Consider the following 16,201-nt stretch of genomic DNA (forward strand, 5'->3'; position numbering starts at 1 on the left):
CGGTTCCGTCTATTTCGGCTCCACTTGTTTTGATTCAATCTATCTGTGCCCTCTTGTCCATGTCTTCTTCTAAATGTATGCTTAGCAGCTGTGGATTATGCACCGTCTCTGCCTCCCGAATGTCCGTCATTTTTCCTTGATAAACTTCCCGGCATCAGAAGAAAATACCAGCGCCAGTTTTTCCAATGCATAGCAACAAAAAGACAGCCGCAAAACGACTGTCCTTTATCTTTTGTATTTCCCCAAAATGCCGGTTTCTGTATTTTGACTCCTAGCCACAGCTAGGTGGGTGTCCGCATCTGTTTTTCTGTCTTCCCCTGCGATATCGGAGGCCTGACATATTACAGAGATATAAGAGTCCCGTTTAAAGTTTTGTAGGTTCAAAATTACAGAAGTTGTCGTACATCCCAGGTTTCTACTGGAATTATTATAACCCATTTCCATGGATTTTACAAGTCATTCTGATAAGCAGAATGTTCCAGTTCAATTAGTTTAATTCATCAACAACCTTCTGGATAGCTGCAAGCGCATCATCAGGAAGTTTGTCATAGCCTTCTTTTGCCGTCTCCAATGCCTTGATCTCATTGACACGGTCATTCATGCGGGCTTTCAGCTGCGTAACATATTCAGGATCATTCATGTCCGGAATGAATCCTTCCCAATCCAGTATCTCGATATCTGAAAATGGTCCCCACTTATGGAAATCTGCTTTTTTCTCTACAATTGTTTCGAGAATCCCTAGCGTATCCTTTGGCTGAACCTTTTTGCCCATGAAGTCTCCTGTATTAACGATATAGCAGTCTACATTCTTCTCTTCTACAAGTTTTTTGAACTTTTCATAATCGTTTGCCAGAGGATAGGTTCTGAATGGGTTCGCATATGGCACAACGACCAGTTTGTTAGGATCTACGCCAGGAGCAAGTCTCTCTGCGGAGGATCTCTTCGTTGCAAGGGTCGCTCCCATTACGGATGCCAGAGAAGCGCCTTTGAGTTTTACTACCGGTGGAATGGTCGGGTCTTTCATAATCCAGAAGATTGCGTTAACCGGAGCATCAATCTTATCAACGCGGTTTGGAGACCACAATTTGGACTTGATCGCCCGTCCGTTGCCATTTCTGATATCTTCCGTTACCAGCTGGATCTTTCCATCCTCATCCAATGTAGCAGAGCAGTTCTGAGCGGTCAGAAGATATTTATTGTCCTCGCATCCTGTCGGATAGTCTGCTGTCTTATCAAAATAGGTAGGCTCGATCGCGATAGATGCGCATGTATCCGTATTGATAATGAAAGCATCGTCGTGAAGTACCTTAATCTCATATTTTCCGCCATGCTTTGCATGTGTAAGCGTTGATTTTCCGGATCCTGACAGTCCGTATACGGATGCAACATAACTGCTTCCGTCCGGAAGTAAGTATTCTTTCTGTCCGCCATGGCAGGAAGCATATCCGTTACGGTTTGCAATTGCCCAAACCATGGTAAGGGTTCCTTTCTTATGCTCTCCGAAGTATCTCATGCCAAGGATGCATGCACAGTTAGTCTCCGTGTTGAAGTAGCACAGAGTCTTCTTTGCAGGATCGCTTAAGCAGTCGAAGCTGACGCCAGGCGCTTCCTTTGGTATCCACTGAGGATCAGAGAAGATATAGATGTCAGGCTCTTTGCCATCGCCGACCGGCTTTGACTCCTTATACATCTTTACATATTCATCTGACATATACTGGAAGTTCAGCATCCAGTTATACATGATGTTCTCTTCGCCTTCTGGAATCAGGAGGTGCGCTTTTACCATGAATTCCGGATCCAGTCCCGCATATACGGTTGCATGATACATCTTCTTAAAGCGGGATGTATAGATTGCATCCATAGCAACTTTATCCAGCGCGTCACAGTCTACTCCCGGCTCGCCTGCGATACGGCGGGCGGTAGCGTAACGGCCCGTAATTGCTCCGTCATTGAATAAAAGAACCTTTGCATCAGCATCAAGGCCAAATTCTTCTCCTCTATATACAGGCATGTCTGTAACTACGGTTCCTGGTGAATTCTTTGCCAGATTATATGCCTCTTTTAATGTGTTAACCGGTACAACATTATTTCCATAAAATGCTGCTTCGATAATAGATCTTGTCTTTGAGAATCCCGGCTTGCCTTTTCCTATTTCTTCAATTGGATAATACGCTTTTGTTGCCATATCTTCTTTTCCTCCTTAAAATTCGAAATTTGATTCATTATCTCATTTTTTCGCGCAAAAGTCAAGACTTTAACAATGTTTTAACGAAAGTTTATACTTTTTAGAATTCATTTACCAAATATCCGCGCTGAATAATTGTATAAAAAAATTGAAAAAATGCAGGATCTCGCAAATAATCCTGCATTTTTTCATCAAATGCCAAAATATTTTTTATTACACTTTCGTATCGCGGCGGCAAATCCGAAGAGGGCCAGGATTACGACTGTGATCATTACTATAAAGACCTTTGGAATCCTTTCTACATATATATTATACAAATCTACCGCTCCATAAACCGTAACTATGAATCCCAAAAGGAGCAGCGGCAGCGAGGCTTCCCTGCTATATCCTTCAAGATCCTTGCATTTTCCTGCATCCACGCCTTTCGGCAGAAGTATCGTCCGGTTGATAATTTTTTTATATTTCAGCATGAAAAATCCATACAGACAATAAATCCCACAGGCAAGCCCTATGAATCCAAATATTCCTTCAAACATCTAATGCACTCCTTTTACTATATCTTCAGTATGCCTTTCACCGTATCCTTCATCATGTCCACATCACATTCCAACGTATGAAGCACCTTTGCATCCAGTATCTCCTGAATTGCCTGCGGCATATCTACACGGGAAATTTCCTGAAGTTCTTTGAGCAGGCTGAATTCATCGGCTCCCTCGTATTTATCATCTATGGCTGTCATCACGCTTTTTACGAACTTATACGGGCTGGCAGTGGAGGCGATCACGCACTTCTTATCATCCTTGCTTTCTTCCCTGTAACTGCGGCATACATAGGATGCCACAGACGTATGAGTATCCATGACATAGCCCGTCTCCTCATAGACCGCCTTGATGTTCGCGGCTGTCTCTTTTTCATCCGCGTATCCTGCTGCAAAATCCGCAAGACGTTCCTTCATATCCTCTGTGATCGTATAACTTCCATCTGCTTTCAGTTCTTCCATCAATGCCTTCGTCTTTTCCGAATCCTGGCCAGCCACCAGATATATCAATCGCTCCAGATTACTGGAGATCAGGATGTCCATGGATGGAGATGTGGTCAGCACGAATTCCCGATTCTTATCATAGGTTCCGGACTCAAAGAAATCAAAGAGCACCTTATTTTCATTGGAGGCACAGATCAGCTTCTCTATCGGAATCCCCATATTCTTTGCATAATATGCTGCCAGAATATTTCCAAAATTACCGGTAGGCACTACCACATTGATCTTCTCGCCGTCCTGTACCTCATCGTTGGCAAGAAGTTTGGCATAGGCATAGACATAATAGACGATCTGGGGAACCAGCCGTCCGATATTGATGGAATTAGCGGAGGAGAACTGATATCCCTTGCCGGCCAATTCCTTTGCCAGCTCCACGTCTTCAAACATGGCCTTGACGCCACTCTGCGCATTGTCAAAATTACCGTGAATCGCGACTACATCTACATTCTTTCCTTTTTGAGTGACCATCTGCAGTTCCTGCACTTTGCTGACGCCGTTCTTTGGATAGAATACGATAATCCTTGTCCCTTCCACATCCGCAAACCCAGCCATCGCTGCCTTTCCGGTATCTCCTGAGGTTGCCGCGAGAATTACGATCTCCTTGTCAGCCTGATTCTTCCTGGCCGATGTGGTCATAAGATGCGGCAGAATAGACAGGGCCATATCCTTAAAGGCGATGGTCGCCCCATGGAACAGTTCCAGATAGTATGTATCCTTAATCTTTACTAAGGGCGCAATCTCTTCCGTATCAAACTTGCTGTCATACGCCTTATTGATACAGTCTTTCAACTCTTCTTCTGTAAAGTCCGTCAGGAATAACTTCATGACCTCATAGGCGGTCTGCTGATAGGTCATATCTTTAAGTTCATCCAAAGAAATATCCAGTTTTGGTATTTCCTCCGGCACGAACAGTCCTCCGTCCGGCGCAAGTCCCTTAAGAATTGCTTCAGAAGCCGTCACTTTTCTATCTGAATTTCTAGTACTTTTGTAATGTAGATTCATCTCTTTTCACCCTTCTATTATACTTTAATTTGCTTTCCTGAACAGAATAAAAAGTACAGCGCTGATCGCCATCAATATCGGATAGAACAGATATGGCATGATATTAAACGGCGTCAGCCCAGTAAGACTGGCTGCCGACAACAGCTGAGCGCCATATGGGATCAGTCCCTGCCCCACGGAAGTAAAAATATCCAGCAAAGACGCAGACCTTCTTGGAGATATCTCAAACTCATCGCTGATTTCCTTTGCGATAGGTCCTGCCATTACGATGGCAACCGTATTATTAGCCGTACACATATCAACCAGAAGCGACAATCCCGCAATGCCGACCTCGCCGCCGCGCTGCCCTTTGATACTCTTCTTGATCAGATTCAATATAAACTGTATTCCCCCAAATTCCTTAACCAGCGACACAATACATGCCACCACGATCGAGATTACGGTGATATCATACATCCCCGTAACTCCCTCGCCCACAGAAGAGAACATCTCCCCGACCGCCAGGCTGCCCGTTGCGACTCCCACGATCAAGGATATCACCGTTCCTCCGATGAGGACCACGAATACATTGATTCCAATCAGCGCGCCAACCAGTACCAGTATATATGGCAGCACCCGGAATATATTGTATGTCAGTTCTTCTGTCAGTTTAAAATTCGCATTCCTGGTAATCACCAGGAATATTATGATTGTGATAATAGCAGCCGGAAGCACGATAAAGAAGTTCTCCTTGAACTTATCCTTCATCTCGCATCCCTGCGTCTTTACCGCGGCAATCGTCGTATCCGATATCATGGACAGGTTATCGCCGAACATTGCCCCGCATACAACCGCTCCGATACAGATAGCCAGGGAGAACCCTGTCTTCTCGCTGATGCCTACTGCTATTGGGGCCAATGCCGCGATCGTCCCCATGCTTGTCCCCATTGATACGGAGATGAAGCAGCCAATCACGAACAATCCCACTACCGCCACTTTTGCCGGAAGTATGGAAAGGCCCAGATTAACTGTACTTTCCACGCCCCCTGCAGCCGTGACCGCGCCGGAAAATGCTCCGGCGCTAAGGAAGATTAGGCTCATGGTAATAATGTTCTCATCTCCCACACCTCTTGATATAATGCTGATCTTTTCTTGAAAACTTAAGCCTCTGTTCTGGATAAAGGCCACCAGAAGCGCAATCAAAAAGGCTACGATTGCAGGCATTGCATAAAAATCCCCCGTGATAATTCCTGACCCAAGGAATATTACAAGAAATACTCCTATAGGCAGGAGTGCTGCTCCATTTCCTCTCTCATTTCCCATACCTATGTACTCTCCTATCCTTTTTTCTTACTGTTAGTGTAATTCACCAGACCGCCGGCCGCAATCAGATTCTGCATGAATTCCGGAAATGGCTGTCCTTTATACTGCGCGTCCTTTGTCTTGTTATAGATGATTCCGCTGTCAAAATCCACTTCCACTTCGTCGCCGGCTTCAATCCCTTCTGCCGCCTCCGGACACTCGATGATCGGCAGGCCTATATTAATGGCATTCCTGAAAAAGATGCGCGCGAATGTCTCAGCGATCACACAACTAACCCCTGCCTCTCTCAGGCAGAGAGGCGCATGTTCTCTGGATGAGCCGCAGCCAAAGTTCTTTCTCGCCACGATCATGTCTCCCGGCTGTACCTTCCCGGCAAACTCCGGATCAATATCAACCATAGCATGGGTAGCAAGTTCTTTTCCGTCAAAAGAATTCAGATACCTGGCTGGAATAATTACGTCAGTGTCTACATTGTCTCCATATTTAAATACTTTTCCTGATGCTTTCATTATCTGTCACCTACTTTCTCTGGATTCGCAATACATCCCGCGATCGCGCTGGCCGCTGCCACTTCCGGGGATGCAAGATAGATCAGGGAATCTACGTGCCCCATTCTTCCGACAAAGTTCCTGTTTGTTGTAGAGACGCACTTCTCTCCTGCTGCCAGGACGCCCATATGGCCTCCCATGCAAGGTCCGCAGCTTGGCGTATTGAACGCGCATCCTGCATCAATAAAGATGTCTACCAGCCCTTCTTTGATACACTGCTTATAGATCTTCTGTGTCGCAGGAATGACCATGACACGAACATCTGGATGTACCTTCCGCCCTTTAAGCACGGCCGCCGCTCTTCTCATATCCTCCATTCTTCCGTTGGTACAAGAGCCGATGACTACCTGATCAATCTTAATTGGCTCCATTGCCTCTATTTCATCGATCGTCTTTGCATTTCCCGGAAGATGCGGGAATGCTACCGTAGGGCGGACCTTCGCCAGATCTACTTCCACTACCGCGTCATAGTCGGCATCTGCATCTGCCTCGTAGATCTTGTATTCTTTATCGGAATGTTCCTTCATATATTCCTCGGCCTTTTCATCGACCAGAAAGATTCCATTCTTTGCACCTGCCTCAATCGCCATATTTGCCATGGTAAATCGATCATCCATGGTTAGACTTGCAATGCCGTCTCCTACAAATTCCATTGATTTGTACAGTGCGCCGTCCACGCCGATCCTTCCTATAATATGGATGATGATATCCTTGCCGCTTACATATGGCCCCGGCTTACCTGTAAGCACGAACTTGATCGCGCTTGGCACCTTGAACCACAGTTCCCCGGTAGCCATTCCTGTCGCGATATCCGTCGTCCCTACTCCGGTAGAAAATGCCCCCAATGCTCCATATGTACAAGTGTGGGAATCTGCGCCTATAATGCATTCTCCTGCCACTGTAATTCCTTTTTCCGGCAGGATCGCATGCTCGATTCCCATCTGTCCCACTTCATAATAATGCGTCAGACCCTGTTCTTTCGCGAACTCGCGGATGGATTTGGAGTTCTCGGCGGATTTGATGTCCTTGTTCGGCGTAAAATGATCTGGTACCAGAATCACCTTATCCTTGTCGAACACTTTATCTGCCATCTGCCTGAATACAGGAACCGCCATAGGCCCTGTAATATCGTTTGCCATAACCACATCCAACTTCGCCTCGATCAACTGTCCGGCTTCAACGCTGTCAAGTCCCGCATGGGCTGCAAGAATCTTCTGTGTCATTGTCATTCCCATAACTACTATGCCTCCTTATTTCACTAAGTCTTACAGGATATTCTAACACAGATAAATATGGCGGCGCAAGAAAGAATCAGCAAGAGGATAAGAACGCTTAGGTTTTCCTTATCTCCTGTCTTGACGGATGGGGTTTTTACGATTGAGGCTTCTGTCATTTTCGGCTGTTCTTTCGGTTCTATTTCCGGCTCCTTTTTGGGAACTTCAGGCTTTTCCTCTTCTGGCTTGTCAACGACCACGATTTCCTTGTCTTTCTTCTCCTCCGTGTTATCCGAGCGCACTACCACTTCATTCTCGATTTCTTTCCCTATCAGCGCTTCATCCGTGATGGCTACCTGGTATTCTACAATATATCTTTCTTTGGATTCTATCCCTTGCAGGAATTCTCCAGCGTGTATGGTATAGGAATTACCTGAAACAGCAATGACTGCGTCAGATATGACGCTGTGATTCTCATCAAGCAGCGTAATAGAATGCTTCTGGAGTTTGACTCCTTCCGTCAGAATGGTATCGGTTATGACTACGTTTTTGGCCACCGCATCCTTCACCTGCTGGGTGACATCTATCGAATACGTGATAATATCTCCCACCTTATACTTCTTCTCCCCCTTGTCTGCTTTCTTATCTACCACGATTTCCGGACGTGGAATCCATCTTACGTTCATCTGCACCGTCCCTGCCTCCACGGTTGCCAGATGGCCTGTACCTACATCCTGGCTTCCGCTGCCTGTCTTTACCACCAGAGTACGCCACGCCTGGTCAAGGGTTCCTTTTACCTGACCGCTTGACCAAGTCTTTCCATTGTCATATGTTACATCTGCTGCAAGATAGAACCGCTCGCCTCCATGGACGGCCGCACGAATGGTTTCCCTGACATTCCTGGACTCATTTACCAGGGTCATTCCTTCGGGCAGGGAAAAGACCAGCGAATTCGTCCCATCTCCATTGCAGATGACAGATGATGTCCTCTGCCAGCCTTCTTCTTTGCTGAAATACGCCGTCAGTTCCGTATCCGACAGAGAGATGTCCGTACTGGGAATCTGCGGCCATCCCCTGATCGCATCCGTAAATTGAATGACTGCGTTACGGATATCCTCGTTCAGTCCGATAAATCCTGCGCTTTGCGGATTACATCCGTCGTAAATGTAGGACAGTATGCAATGGGACAGGCAATATGCCCGTTCCGGCTGATCCCAGCCTCCATTCAGCGATGGCTTCATATAAGCCTCGTAACCCGGTCCCCCATAGACATAATACATAGCCTTCCCCAGCAATTGCGTCGGGTCTATCTCTTCAGACGGGTAATTCCCATTCCCCGGCGATGCCATATCCGGCTCGAGGCAATATGCCAAATTGCCGTTAACGTAGTAGTAATGGGTCGAGTATCCCATATATTGGACTGCTTCCCCTTGCACAAGCTTTGCCTCGCTCGCGTATACCGTCATCTTGCTGCTCTTTCCTGCGATTATAAGTATCAGGCACGACAATAAGGCCCCAAAAAGCAGGACTTTGCTACTTCTTCCTTTCATAATTAACTCCTTTCACGTACGAAAAATAAACAAAAAGTTACAAACTTTCCGCCCCTCCTTTCCTTATTGTTCTTTGCTCGTTTTGGAATACGGGAATGACTCTTCCCTACGGGGATACCCCATTGAATAGAAATCTTAGACGAGTGCAATTATCATATACATATTTGCGTCATTTGTCAATACGAAAAAAGAAACCGGTTATTTCCGGTCTCTTTTCAGTCGATGTTTCATCGCATCCAGTAGTTCCCTGTGATTTCTGGATTCCATCTTTGGGAACGCCTTCATAAGACGGACGGAGACCTTGGTGCTGCGGCCTGCCAGTTCTGTATACTTTTTCTTCAATTCTTCTATGCGGGCCTTCTGCTCTTCGGTGGCTGCTTCAATCCTTTCCCGAAGTTCAGACGCAGCCTCCAGCTTCTCCTTAAATTCGCTGGACGCTGCAGCCAGCATCTTTTTCTTTTCCTCCTGGAACTCCAGCGTATCCATAACGCTTTCGTATATATTCTCCCCTACCTTGTCGGATACTTCCCGAAGTTCGGCAGCAATCTTTTCCATTGCATCAAGCCGCTTGTTCAGTTTCAATATGCCGGATGCAGTTACATACAGATCCACAAACAGCACGACCGCAAGTATTATCGCGATCACAATCCCCAGGGTTACGGGAATAAAAGAAAGCGCCTTGTATATCAGCGGATGGATCACTTTGACAATCGCCACGCAAGCCACACCCCAGATCAGAGAAAACAAAAGGCAGACGTAGCCTCCGATATTCAACGGCTGGTTGGAATAGTCCCACCATTTATGATGAAATATCTTATCCATGAGATATCCGGTCAGCCATTCAATAAACGTTACCAATATGGTTGACGCAGCATACAGCAGGATCAGGCTTTCCTCCAAAGGGGTAAGAAATGATACGACTACGCTGACCCCCACTCCATATATGGGACAGATCGGACCATTAAGAAATCCTCTATTTACGAACTTCCCTTGCTTGAAGGCCGCAAACGCCACCTCTGTGCACCATCCAAAAAACCCATATGTAAAAAAGTATAGAATGAAATAGTATATTTCCATAAGTAAGACTCCATCTTCATTATTTTCTAAATTACAGTATACTTCACATTGCCATCAGCGTCAAATAGTGATATTATGTAAAAGGATAATAGAGAATAATTATCAATAACATTACGAAGGAGCACATGCTATGACGCTGAAACAAGGGAAAAACAACCACACTTACCGAGTCCGGTCTATCGACATAGAAATGCAGTTGGAGCGGCGCCTGGAGGCTCTGGGGCTGACGGAAGGATCCCTGATTACCATATTGAATAATGATAAAAAAGGATCCCTTACCGCAAAATTCCGGGGCACCCGCTTCGCTTTCGGCAGACGGATCGCTGATCATATTGAAGTGATGGAGGTGCAGGCATAATGGGTAATATCATTAATGTAGGGTTCATCGGCAATCCCAACTGCGGCAAGACTACTCTCTTTAATGCATTTACAGGAGCCAACTTAAAGGTTGCCAACTGGCCCGGCGTCACAGTCGAAAAAAAGGAAGGCAAGGCCATGTATAAAAACCAGGAGTTCAAGCTCATCGATCTCCCAGGCATCTACAGCCTGACCTCCTATACAATGGAAGAGACCGTCTCCCGCGAATGCATCATGAGCGATGAGGTGGACGTCATCGTGGATGTCATCGATGCCTCCTCACTGGAGCGCAACCTCTATCTGACCCTGCAGTTAATCGAACTGGGCAAGCCAGTCGTTCTGGCCCTTAATATGATGGATATTGTGGAAGAACGTGGAATGGAGATCGACCTTCACCGTCTCCCCGAGATGCTTGGGGTTCCTGCCATTCCAGTCTCTGCCCGCAAGAAGACCGGACTGTCCATACTCATGCACGCAGTCGCACACCATAAGGAATATGCAAAGCAAGGGCCCTTCATCCATCATCATGATGGCCGTCATTCTACCCATAAGCATAACCATCATGACGAGTATGCCATGGTCTATAAAGACTACATAGAAGACAAGATTGATATTATCATGAATGAACTTGAGGAAAACTATCCTGACATCCAGAATGCCCGCTGGCATGCCATCAAGCTTCTGGAAAAGGACAAGAATGTTGCGGCCCGCCATCCATTAGATCTTGGAGATGTCATTGACCGCAGTTATGAAAAGGACATTATCAATCAAAAATATGATTTTATAGAAGAAATTATCAGCGAGGTTCTGGTAAATAAATCCCAAAAAGAAGCATCCACCGACAAGATTGATCATTATCTGACCCACCGATGGCTGGGGCTTCCCATCTTCCTTGGCATCATGGCGCTGGTATTCTTTCTTACATTTACCATTGGAGACTGGCTAAAAGGCTTTTTCGAGATTGGGCTTGACCAAATCTCTTCCATGGCCTCCAGCGGCCTTGAAGCGCTTCATGTCAATGCCATGCTGCAGTCTCTTATTATAGATGGAATTATTTCGGGCGTAGGCGGGATCCTGACATTTCTTCCCAATATATTTATCCTCTTCCTCGCACTTGCAATTCTGGAAGACAGTGGATATATGGCCAGGGTTGCATTTGTCATGGATGATATCATGAGCAGGCTGGGGCTGTCCGGCCGTGCTTTTCTTCCGCTGCTTCTTGGATTTGGCTGTACTGTGCCCGCAGTAATGGCTTCCAGGGCGCTGGAGCATAAGAGAGACCGCTTTAAGACGATCCTGGTAACGCCCTTTATGTCGTGCAGCGCAAGGCTTCCCATATACGTGCTGTTTTCCTCCATGTTCTTTGGAAAGTACGCCATGCTGGTATGCTATTCCATGTATCTGCTGGGAATCCTGATCGCCATCGGCATTGCCTATATCCTTTCAAAAATTGATGGCAGCAAGGCCGAGCATGCGTTGATGATCGAACTTCCGGAATACAAATCTCCTAACGCGCGTACAATAGCAATCTACGTATGGCAGAAAATCAAAGATTACCTTACCAAAGCCGGAACCGTAATCTTCATTGCCTCTGTCATCATGTGGGGCATCTTAAACTTTGGCCCGAATGGATATGTAACGGATATCTCCCAGAGTTTCGGCTCCCTTGTCGGAAAAGCAATCGTTCCTCTTTTCGTGCCTGCCGGCCTTGGCTATTGGCAGATCATCGTGGCGCTGATCGCAGGAATTGCAGCAAAAGAGGTTGTGGTATCCAGCTGCAGCGTACTATTCGGCATTCAGAACATCACCACCGCCCACGGCATGAATGCCATGGTGGCCACTTTAGGTTCCATAGGCTTCGGCGCTGCCAACGCTTATGCCTTGATGGTTTTCTGCCTGCTCTATGTTCCTTGCACTGCTACGATCGCCACCATACACAGAGAACTAAAGAGTTGGAAATCCACATTTGGCATCATTCTCTTCCAGCTGGCGGTCGCATGGATAATGAGTACCATCGTTTACCATATCGGGCTCTTATTCTAAATCAAGACCATTCAAACTAAAAAGATAAAAATCAAGAAGAACGGTTATGCCGCCTGCACGCTGGCTATGCCTGTTCTTCTTATTTCTTCTTGCTTATCTTATTTCTGTAGATACTGTATCTCTATAGGATCAATGGGGTCTACCGGATTCTCGACTTGTCCCTTTAATTTTCTCTTGTGACGTTTTAGCAATTCTCCGCCTTTGTTATAAAACCAGAACGAATATACCAGCAATTTATTCGCTTTCCCCATCTTGTCCTTGGTCGTCTTTCCGTAGAGGACGCCTCCTGCCTCTACCGGGGCCTTACGGCGGATCAAAGAAATCAGTTCCGTCTCGCATGTGACATACTCTGGAATCTCCGTATACGCCTTTCCCACGCAATCCAGCTTATGGGCATCGCTTCCCCCAATTCCTGGCTTCTTATACTTGCGTGCCAGTTTCATGGCTCCTTCGTTTGATTCTTCGGACTCGCAGGCATTAAATGCCTCGATAAAATCAAACCGCTTGATAACTTCCGGCGATTTATAAAACTTCTTTGTATTTGTAAAACTCAGATATTTTTCCCCGCATGGATGGGCCGGTCCAAGAATCCCTCCATGGCGGTGTACGAAATCTATCAGCACTGACACAGGCATGCCTCTTAATTCCAGCAGCCTCATCTTAACGCCCTCAGGCATGATACAGATAATATGGCCCGCGTCACAGGTATCATACTCGATCCCTTTGAGCACCACAAAATCTTCGTGAGCCTTGCCTTTCATATTGTACTTCCAATGCCGATATCCTTTATAAGTATCATGGTCTGTAATCAGCATTCCGTCAAAGCCATTCTCTTTTAATTTCGTAATATATTCATCCAAGCTTACCTTGCTGTCAATAGAGCCTTCTTTTACATGACAATGCATATCTAATTTCATAAGTAAGCCTCCTTTATGCTATTCTTAGGATTATTATATCACATTTGGCTCAAAATACAACCAAGGCGGCCGCTCTTGGGTTATATTACCTTCATAGTATTGATAGAGTATCTCACCAGCGCCGCGCATAGAATCCATACGGCCATATAGAGAAATCCCGGTGCATCCGTCTCTGCGAAACTGTATAGGATCATTGCCAATACCTGAAGAATAATCCCCGCAAGCATCAAAAAAATTCTTGTTTTTTTATACATAATAAAGCACCTCTCCTTCTATAGACTTTACTATATCAGGGGAGGTGTGTCATAAACAGGACTCCTTAAATGTCCTCTTCAATTATTTCAATATCATCATCGCTTTCTTCTTGCGCAGAAACTTCATCTTCCTCATCTTCTTCCAGGATCATCCTTGCTTTTTCAACTTCCGACTCCCTGGAAACCTCTTCTTTCACCTTTTTGGAATACACTTCTTCCTTCTTACCAATTTTTCTGGAATGCATCATAAACTGAACAATAATTCCTGCTACTGCCAGAACGATGCTGATTCCATATCCTACCAGATTATTCTTCTCCATGCCTATCAATGATGCTGCCGCCATGCCCGCGCAAAAGCCTCCGGATATTCCGGTAACGACAACAACGATGGGCTCTATGTAAAGAACAGACAGCACTGCCAATACAACTGCAATCCCAATGCATATAATATACATTATCATAGATGATGGATTGATCACTACCGCGCACACGCCGAATCCATAGCACAATACCAGCAAAAATATACCAATCTTGCGCAAGAATATGGATAACAGCCCGATGATTACCGCGCCCGCCAGTAACGCGATCAAAAATGTGGTTCCTGTAAGCCCCATAGCTACAGCCGCGGCAACTCCCGCCACTGCTCCCAGCACGAACCCCACGATCGCCGCCAGCAGCCTCATTAACTTCAACCCGAACAGGCAAATCAAAAGCCCTACCACAAACGTTACGATCAAGACGGCCATACTTGGCCGATAGGTACCTGCCAAAAATATGCTGCTGTTGTCTCCAACCTTGCCTATCAGTTCATTTCCCATACTCATTACTTCATCCATATCTTCTGTCTCCTTTGTCCCTTGTCAATTATTAGTTAGAATCCATAATTCTCCCGGGAAGGCCTGCTACTCCCTTGCATTCCTCCCGAGCGATACCATTATAGCATCTTTTTTAGTTCCTGTAACCACAAAAATTATCCCTATGATAGCGTTCCATAATACAACAGTAAAGATGGGCATCAATTATATGAAATAAATGACACCCATCTTTACTTTGATTCTTCAATCATTCTTTTACCTCTTTCTTTTGGTAAAGTTTTTTACTGATTATTAATCAGTTTGGATAGTTTAATTTTTTGGTGGTCCGTACCTTCCTTTCTTAAACTATATCTTATTGAACTTTAAATACTGTTTTGTATTCTCCCTTCAATAAGTTGTGATCTGATAGATATGTACAATATCTTCAAATCTGTAATAATAAACTCATCTCCAACAAATGTTTTATCTGTTTTCTTATCTTGTTTATTATTTATGTCATTATAATATCACCTAATTCTATATTTGTCAATATGTTCTTATATTATTTTTTAATTTTCTGTTAATTTACTTACTATAAAGAAAGCGCGGATTCAATGCAGCCGGTGGTTTCTTGTAGTAAGCATAGGTCAGGATCTTGAACGTGGTCTTAGGATCCACTGCCGGATTTCCGCCTGCTCGCCGAAATGGATTTCGGGCTCTTCGGGGTCCGTTTTCTGTTTTTAGACATAAAAGGGGAGCCGTTGCTCCAGTAGATTATTCATCTACTTTTGCAACCGCCCCTACTCTTTTAACGTAAATTTACCGCAAATCCTGCTCCTCCGGAACGATAATCAAGTCTTTGGTAAAGTGGTTCAACACCTCGCAGCCATCTTCTGTAATGATCACGAGGTCTTCGATACGGACGCCGATCTCTTCATCCGGAAGATAAATGCCCGGTTCCACAGAAAAGCACTGGCCAACCTGAATAATATCCTCATTGATAGAAGATACATCGCCAAATTCGTGATCCTCCATACCGATAGAATGACCCGTTCTGTGTGTAAAATACTTGCCAAATCCTTTTTCTTCAATATAATCTCTGCACGCAGCGTCCACATCACACATTCTGTTGCCTGGCCTGGCCGCTTCCAGCCCTCTCCTCTGCGCTTCTTTCACTATTTCGTATACTTCTCTTGCCCTGTCAGATACTTCGCCAATAAAAACGGTTCTTGTCATATCCGAGCAATAGTTATCAAGAACGCCGCCGATATCCAGCACTACAGAATCCCCGCGTTTGCCCTTGGTGTCATTCGTCACATGATGCGGATCCGCCCCGGATTTGCCATAACAGGTAATCGGATCAAAAGACACGTCCGAATGGCCCGACTTCTTATACATATCACGAACGATGGCGTTCAGCTCCAATTCCGTATAGCCCTTTACAACCAATGGAATCAACTGCTCCATAATCTTATCATTTTCCAGGGAAGCTTTTCTCATCAGTTCCTGCTCATGCTCATCTTTAATCATTCTTACATAATCAACGATCAGCGAACCATTGACGAATTTGCTTCCCGCCCCTAATTCCTGAAGTCTGAGAAGGAACTTTGACGGCCATACCTTATCAACGCCGACAATCTTGTCTTTCTCGACAAACTGACTTAAAATTTCAACGCCGTCCTGGATATCGCTGTACCATACAAGCTCTACTCCCAGGTCTTCGTCCTGTGGAAACAATTCATTAATAACCAGCTTATGATTTCCATTGACATTCAGGTAGAGAACTAACATTCTTTCGCCCGGTGCAAACTTTTTCCCAAGCAAATAATAAATTGCCAGCGGATCCGACATGATAAGCTGCGGTACGTCGTGCTCTTCCATCGATTTTAGAATTCTGCTTAATTTTGCTTCGTCCATCA

The 16,201-nt window shown here is 45.3% G+C and carries 14 protein-coding genes and 1 other RNA gene; 2 read left to right on the forward strand and 13 right to left on the reverse strand.

Features of this window, described 5'->3' with window-relative positions:
• Nucleotides 1-235 precede the first annotated feature (235 nt).
• The 9 genes from ssrS to HDCHBGLK_RS00785 form a co-directional block, all read right to left on the reverse strand.
• Nucleotides 236-417: non-coding RNA, 6S RNA (ssrS, locus tag HDCHBGLK_RS00745), on the reverse strand.
• 70 nt (nt 418-487) lie between these two features.
• Nucleotides 488-2,185 carry a phosphoenolpyruvate carboxykinase (ATP) gene (locus HDCHBGLK_RS00750; protein ID WP_004608219.1) on the reverse strand — a complete coding sequence of 566 codons (1,698 nt, stop codon included), beginning with the start codon at nt 2,183-2,185 and terminating at the stop codon, nt 488-490.
• A 191-nt stretch (nt 2,186-2,376) separates the two neighbouring features.
• Nucleotides 2,377-2,721: a hypothetical protein gene (locus HDCHBGLK_RS00755; protein WP_004608218.1), complete on the reverse strand. Its 345-nt coding sequence runs from the start codon at nt 2,719-2,721 to the stop codon at nt 2,377-2,379.
• A gap of 17 nt (nt 2,722-2,738) precedes the next feature.
• Nucleotides 2,739-4,226: a threonine synthase gene (gene thrC / locus HDCHBGLK_RS00760; RefSeq protein WP_004608217.1), complete on the reverse strand. Its 1,488-nt coding sequence runs from the start codon at nt 4,224-4,226 to the stop codon at nt 2,739-2,741.
• A 24-nt stretch (nt 4,227-4,250) separates the two neighbouring features.
• Complete coding sequence (locus HDCHBGLK_RS00765; RefSeq protein WP_004608216.1) at nt 4,251-5,528, reverse strand: Na+/H+ antiporter NhaC family protein; 1,278 nt, start codon at nt 5,526-5,528, stop codon at nt 4,251-4,253.
• A 14-nt stretch (nt 5,529-5,542) separates the two neighbouring features.
• Nucleotides 5,543-6,037 (reverse strand): 3-isopropylmalate dehydratase small subunit, encoded by a 495-nt coding sequence (locus tag HDCHBGLK_RS00770; RefSeq protein ID WP_004608215.1) that lies wholly within the window; start codon nt 6,035-6,037, stop codon nt 5,543-5,545.
• Entirely contained in the window at nt 6,037-7,311 is a 1,275-nt protein-coding gene (leuC, locus tag HDCHBGLK_RS00775) for a 3-isopropylmalate dehydratase large subunit (protein ID WP_004608214.1), read from the reverse strand. Before leuC ends, HDCHBGLK_RS00770 begins: the two co-directional genes overlap by 1 nt.
• 23 nt (nt 7,312-7,334) lie before the next feature.
• Complete coding sequence (locus tag HDCHBGLK_RS00780; RefSeq protein WP_004608213.1) at nt 7,335-8,840, reverse strand: thioester domain-containing protein; 1,506 nt, start codon at nt 8,838-8,840, stop codon at nt 7,335-7,337.
• A gap of 198 nt (nt 8,841-9,038) precedes the next feature.
• Nucleotides 9,039-9,917: a putative ABC transporter permease gene (locus HDCHBGLK_RS00785; RefSeq protein WP_004608212.1), complete on the reverse strand. Its 879-nt coding sequence runs from the start codon at nt 9,915-9,917 to the stop codon at nt 9,039-9,041.
• A 130-nt stretch (nt 9,918-10,047) separates the two neighbouring features.
• On the opposite strand from HDCHBGLK_RS00785, the gene HDCHBGLK_RS00790 reads away from it, so the two are divergent.
• Entirely contained in the window at nt 10,048-10,275 is a 228-nt protein-coding gene (locus HDCHBGLK_RS00790; RefSeq protein ID WP_004608211.1) for a FeoA family protein, read from the forward strand.
• Complete coding sequence (feoB, locus tag HDCHBGLK_RS00795) at nt 10,275-12,317, forward strand: ferrous iron transport protein B (RefSeq protein ID WP_004608210.1); 2,043 nt, start codon at nt 10,275-10,277, stop codon at nt 12,315-12,317. Before HDCHBGLK_RS00790 ends, feoB begins: the two co-directional genes overlap by 1 nt.
• A 98-nt stretch (nt 12,318-12,415) precedes the next feature.
• On the opposite strand, the gene HDCHBGLK_RS00800 is transcribed toward feoB, so the two are convergent.
• From HDCHBGLK_RS00800 to HDCHBGLK_RS00810, 4 genes are all read right to left on the reverse strand, one after another.
• A complete protein-coding gene (locus HDCHBGLK_RS00800; protein WP_004608209.1) occupies nt 12,416-13,234 on the reverse strand; it encodes a PHP domain-containing protein in 819 nt (272 codons plus the stop codon).
• 80 nt (nt 13,235-13,314) lie between these two features.
• Complete coding sequence (locus HDCHBGLK_RS18860; RefSeq protein ID WP_004608208.1) at nt 13,315-13,488, reverse strand: hypothetical protein; 174 nt, start codon at nt 13,486-13,488, stop codon at nt 13,315-13,317.
• Nucleotides 13,489-13,553: 65 nt separating this feature from the next.
• Nucleotides 13,554-14,324 (reverse strand): ABC-2 transporter permease, encoded by a 771-nt coding sequence (locus tag HDCHBGLK_RS00805; protein ID WP_004608207.1) that lies wholly within the window; start codon nt 14,322-14,324, stop codon nt 13,554-13,556.
• A 777-nt stretch (nt 14,325-15,101) separates the two neighbouring features.
• Nucleotides 15,102-16,199, reverse strand: a complete 1,098-nt coding sequence (locus HDCHBGLK_RS00810; RefSeq protein ID WP_039910110.1) for a M24 family metallopeptidase — start codon at nt 16,197-16,199, stop codon at nt 15,102-15,104.
• Nucleotides 16,200-16,201: the final 2 nt, after the last annotated feature.

The sequence above is a fragment of the [Clostridium] scindens ATCC 35704 genome (assembly GCF_004295125.1).
Lineage (GTDB): Bacteria > Bacillota > Clostridia > Lachnospirales > Lachnospiraceae > Clostridium_AP > Clostridium_AP scindens.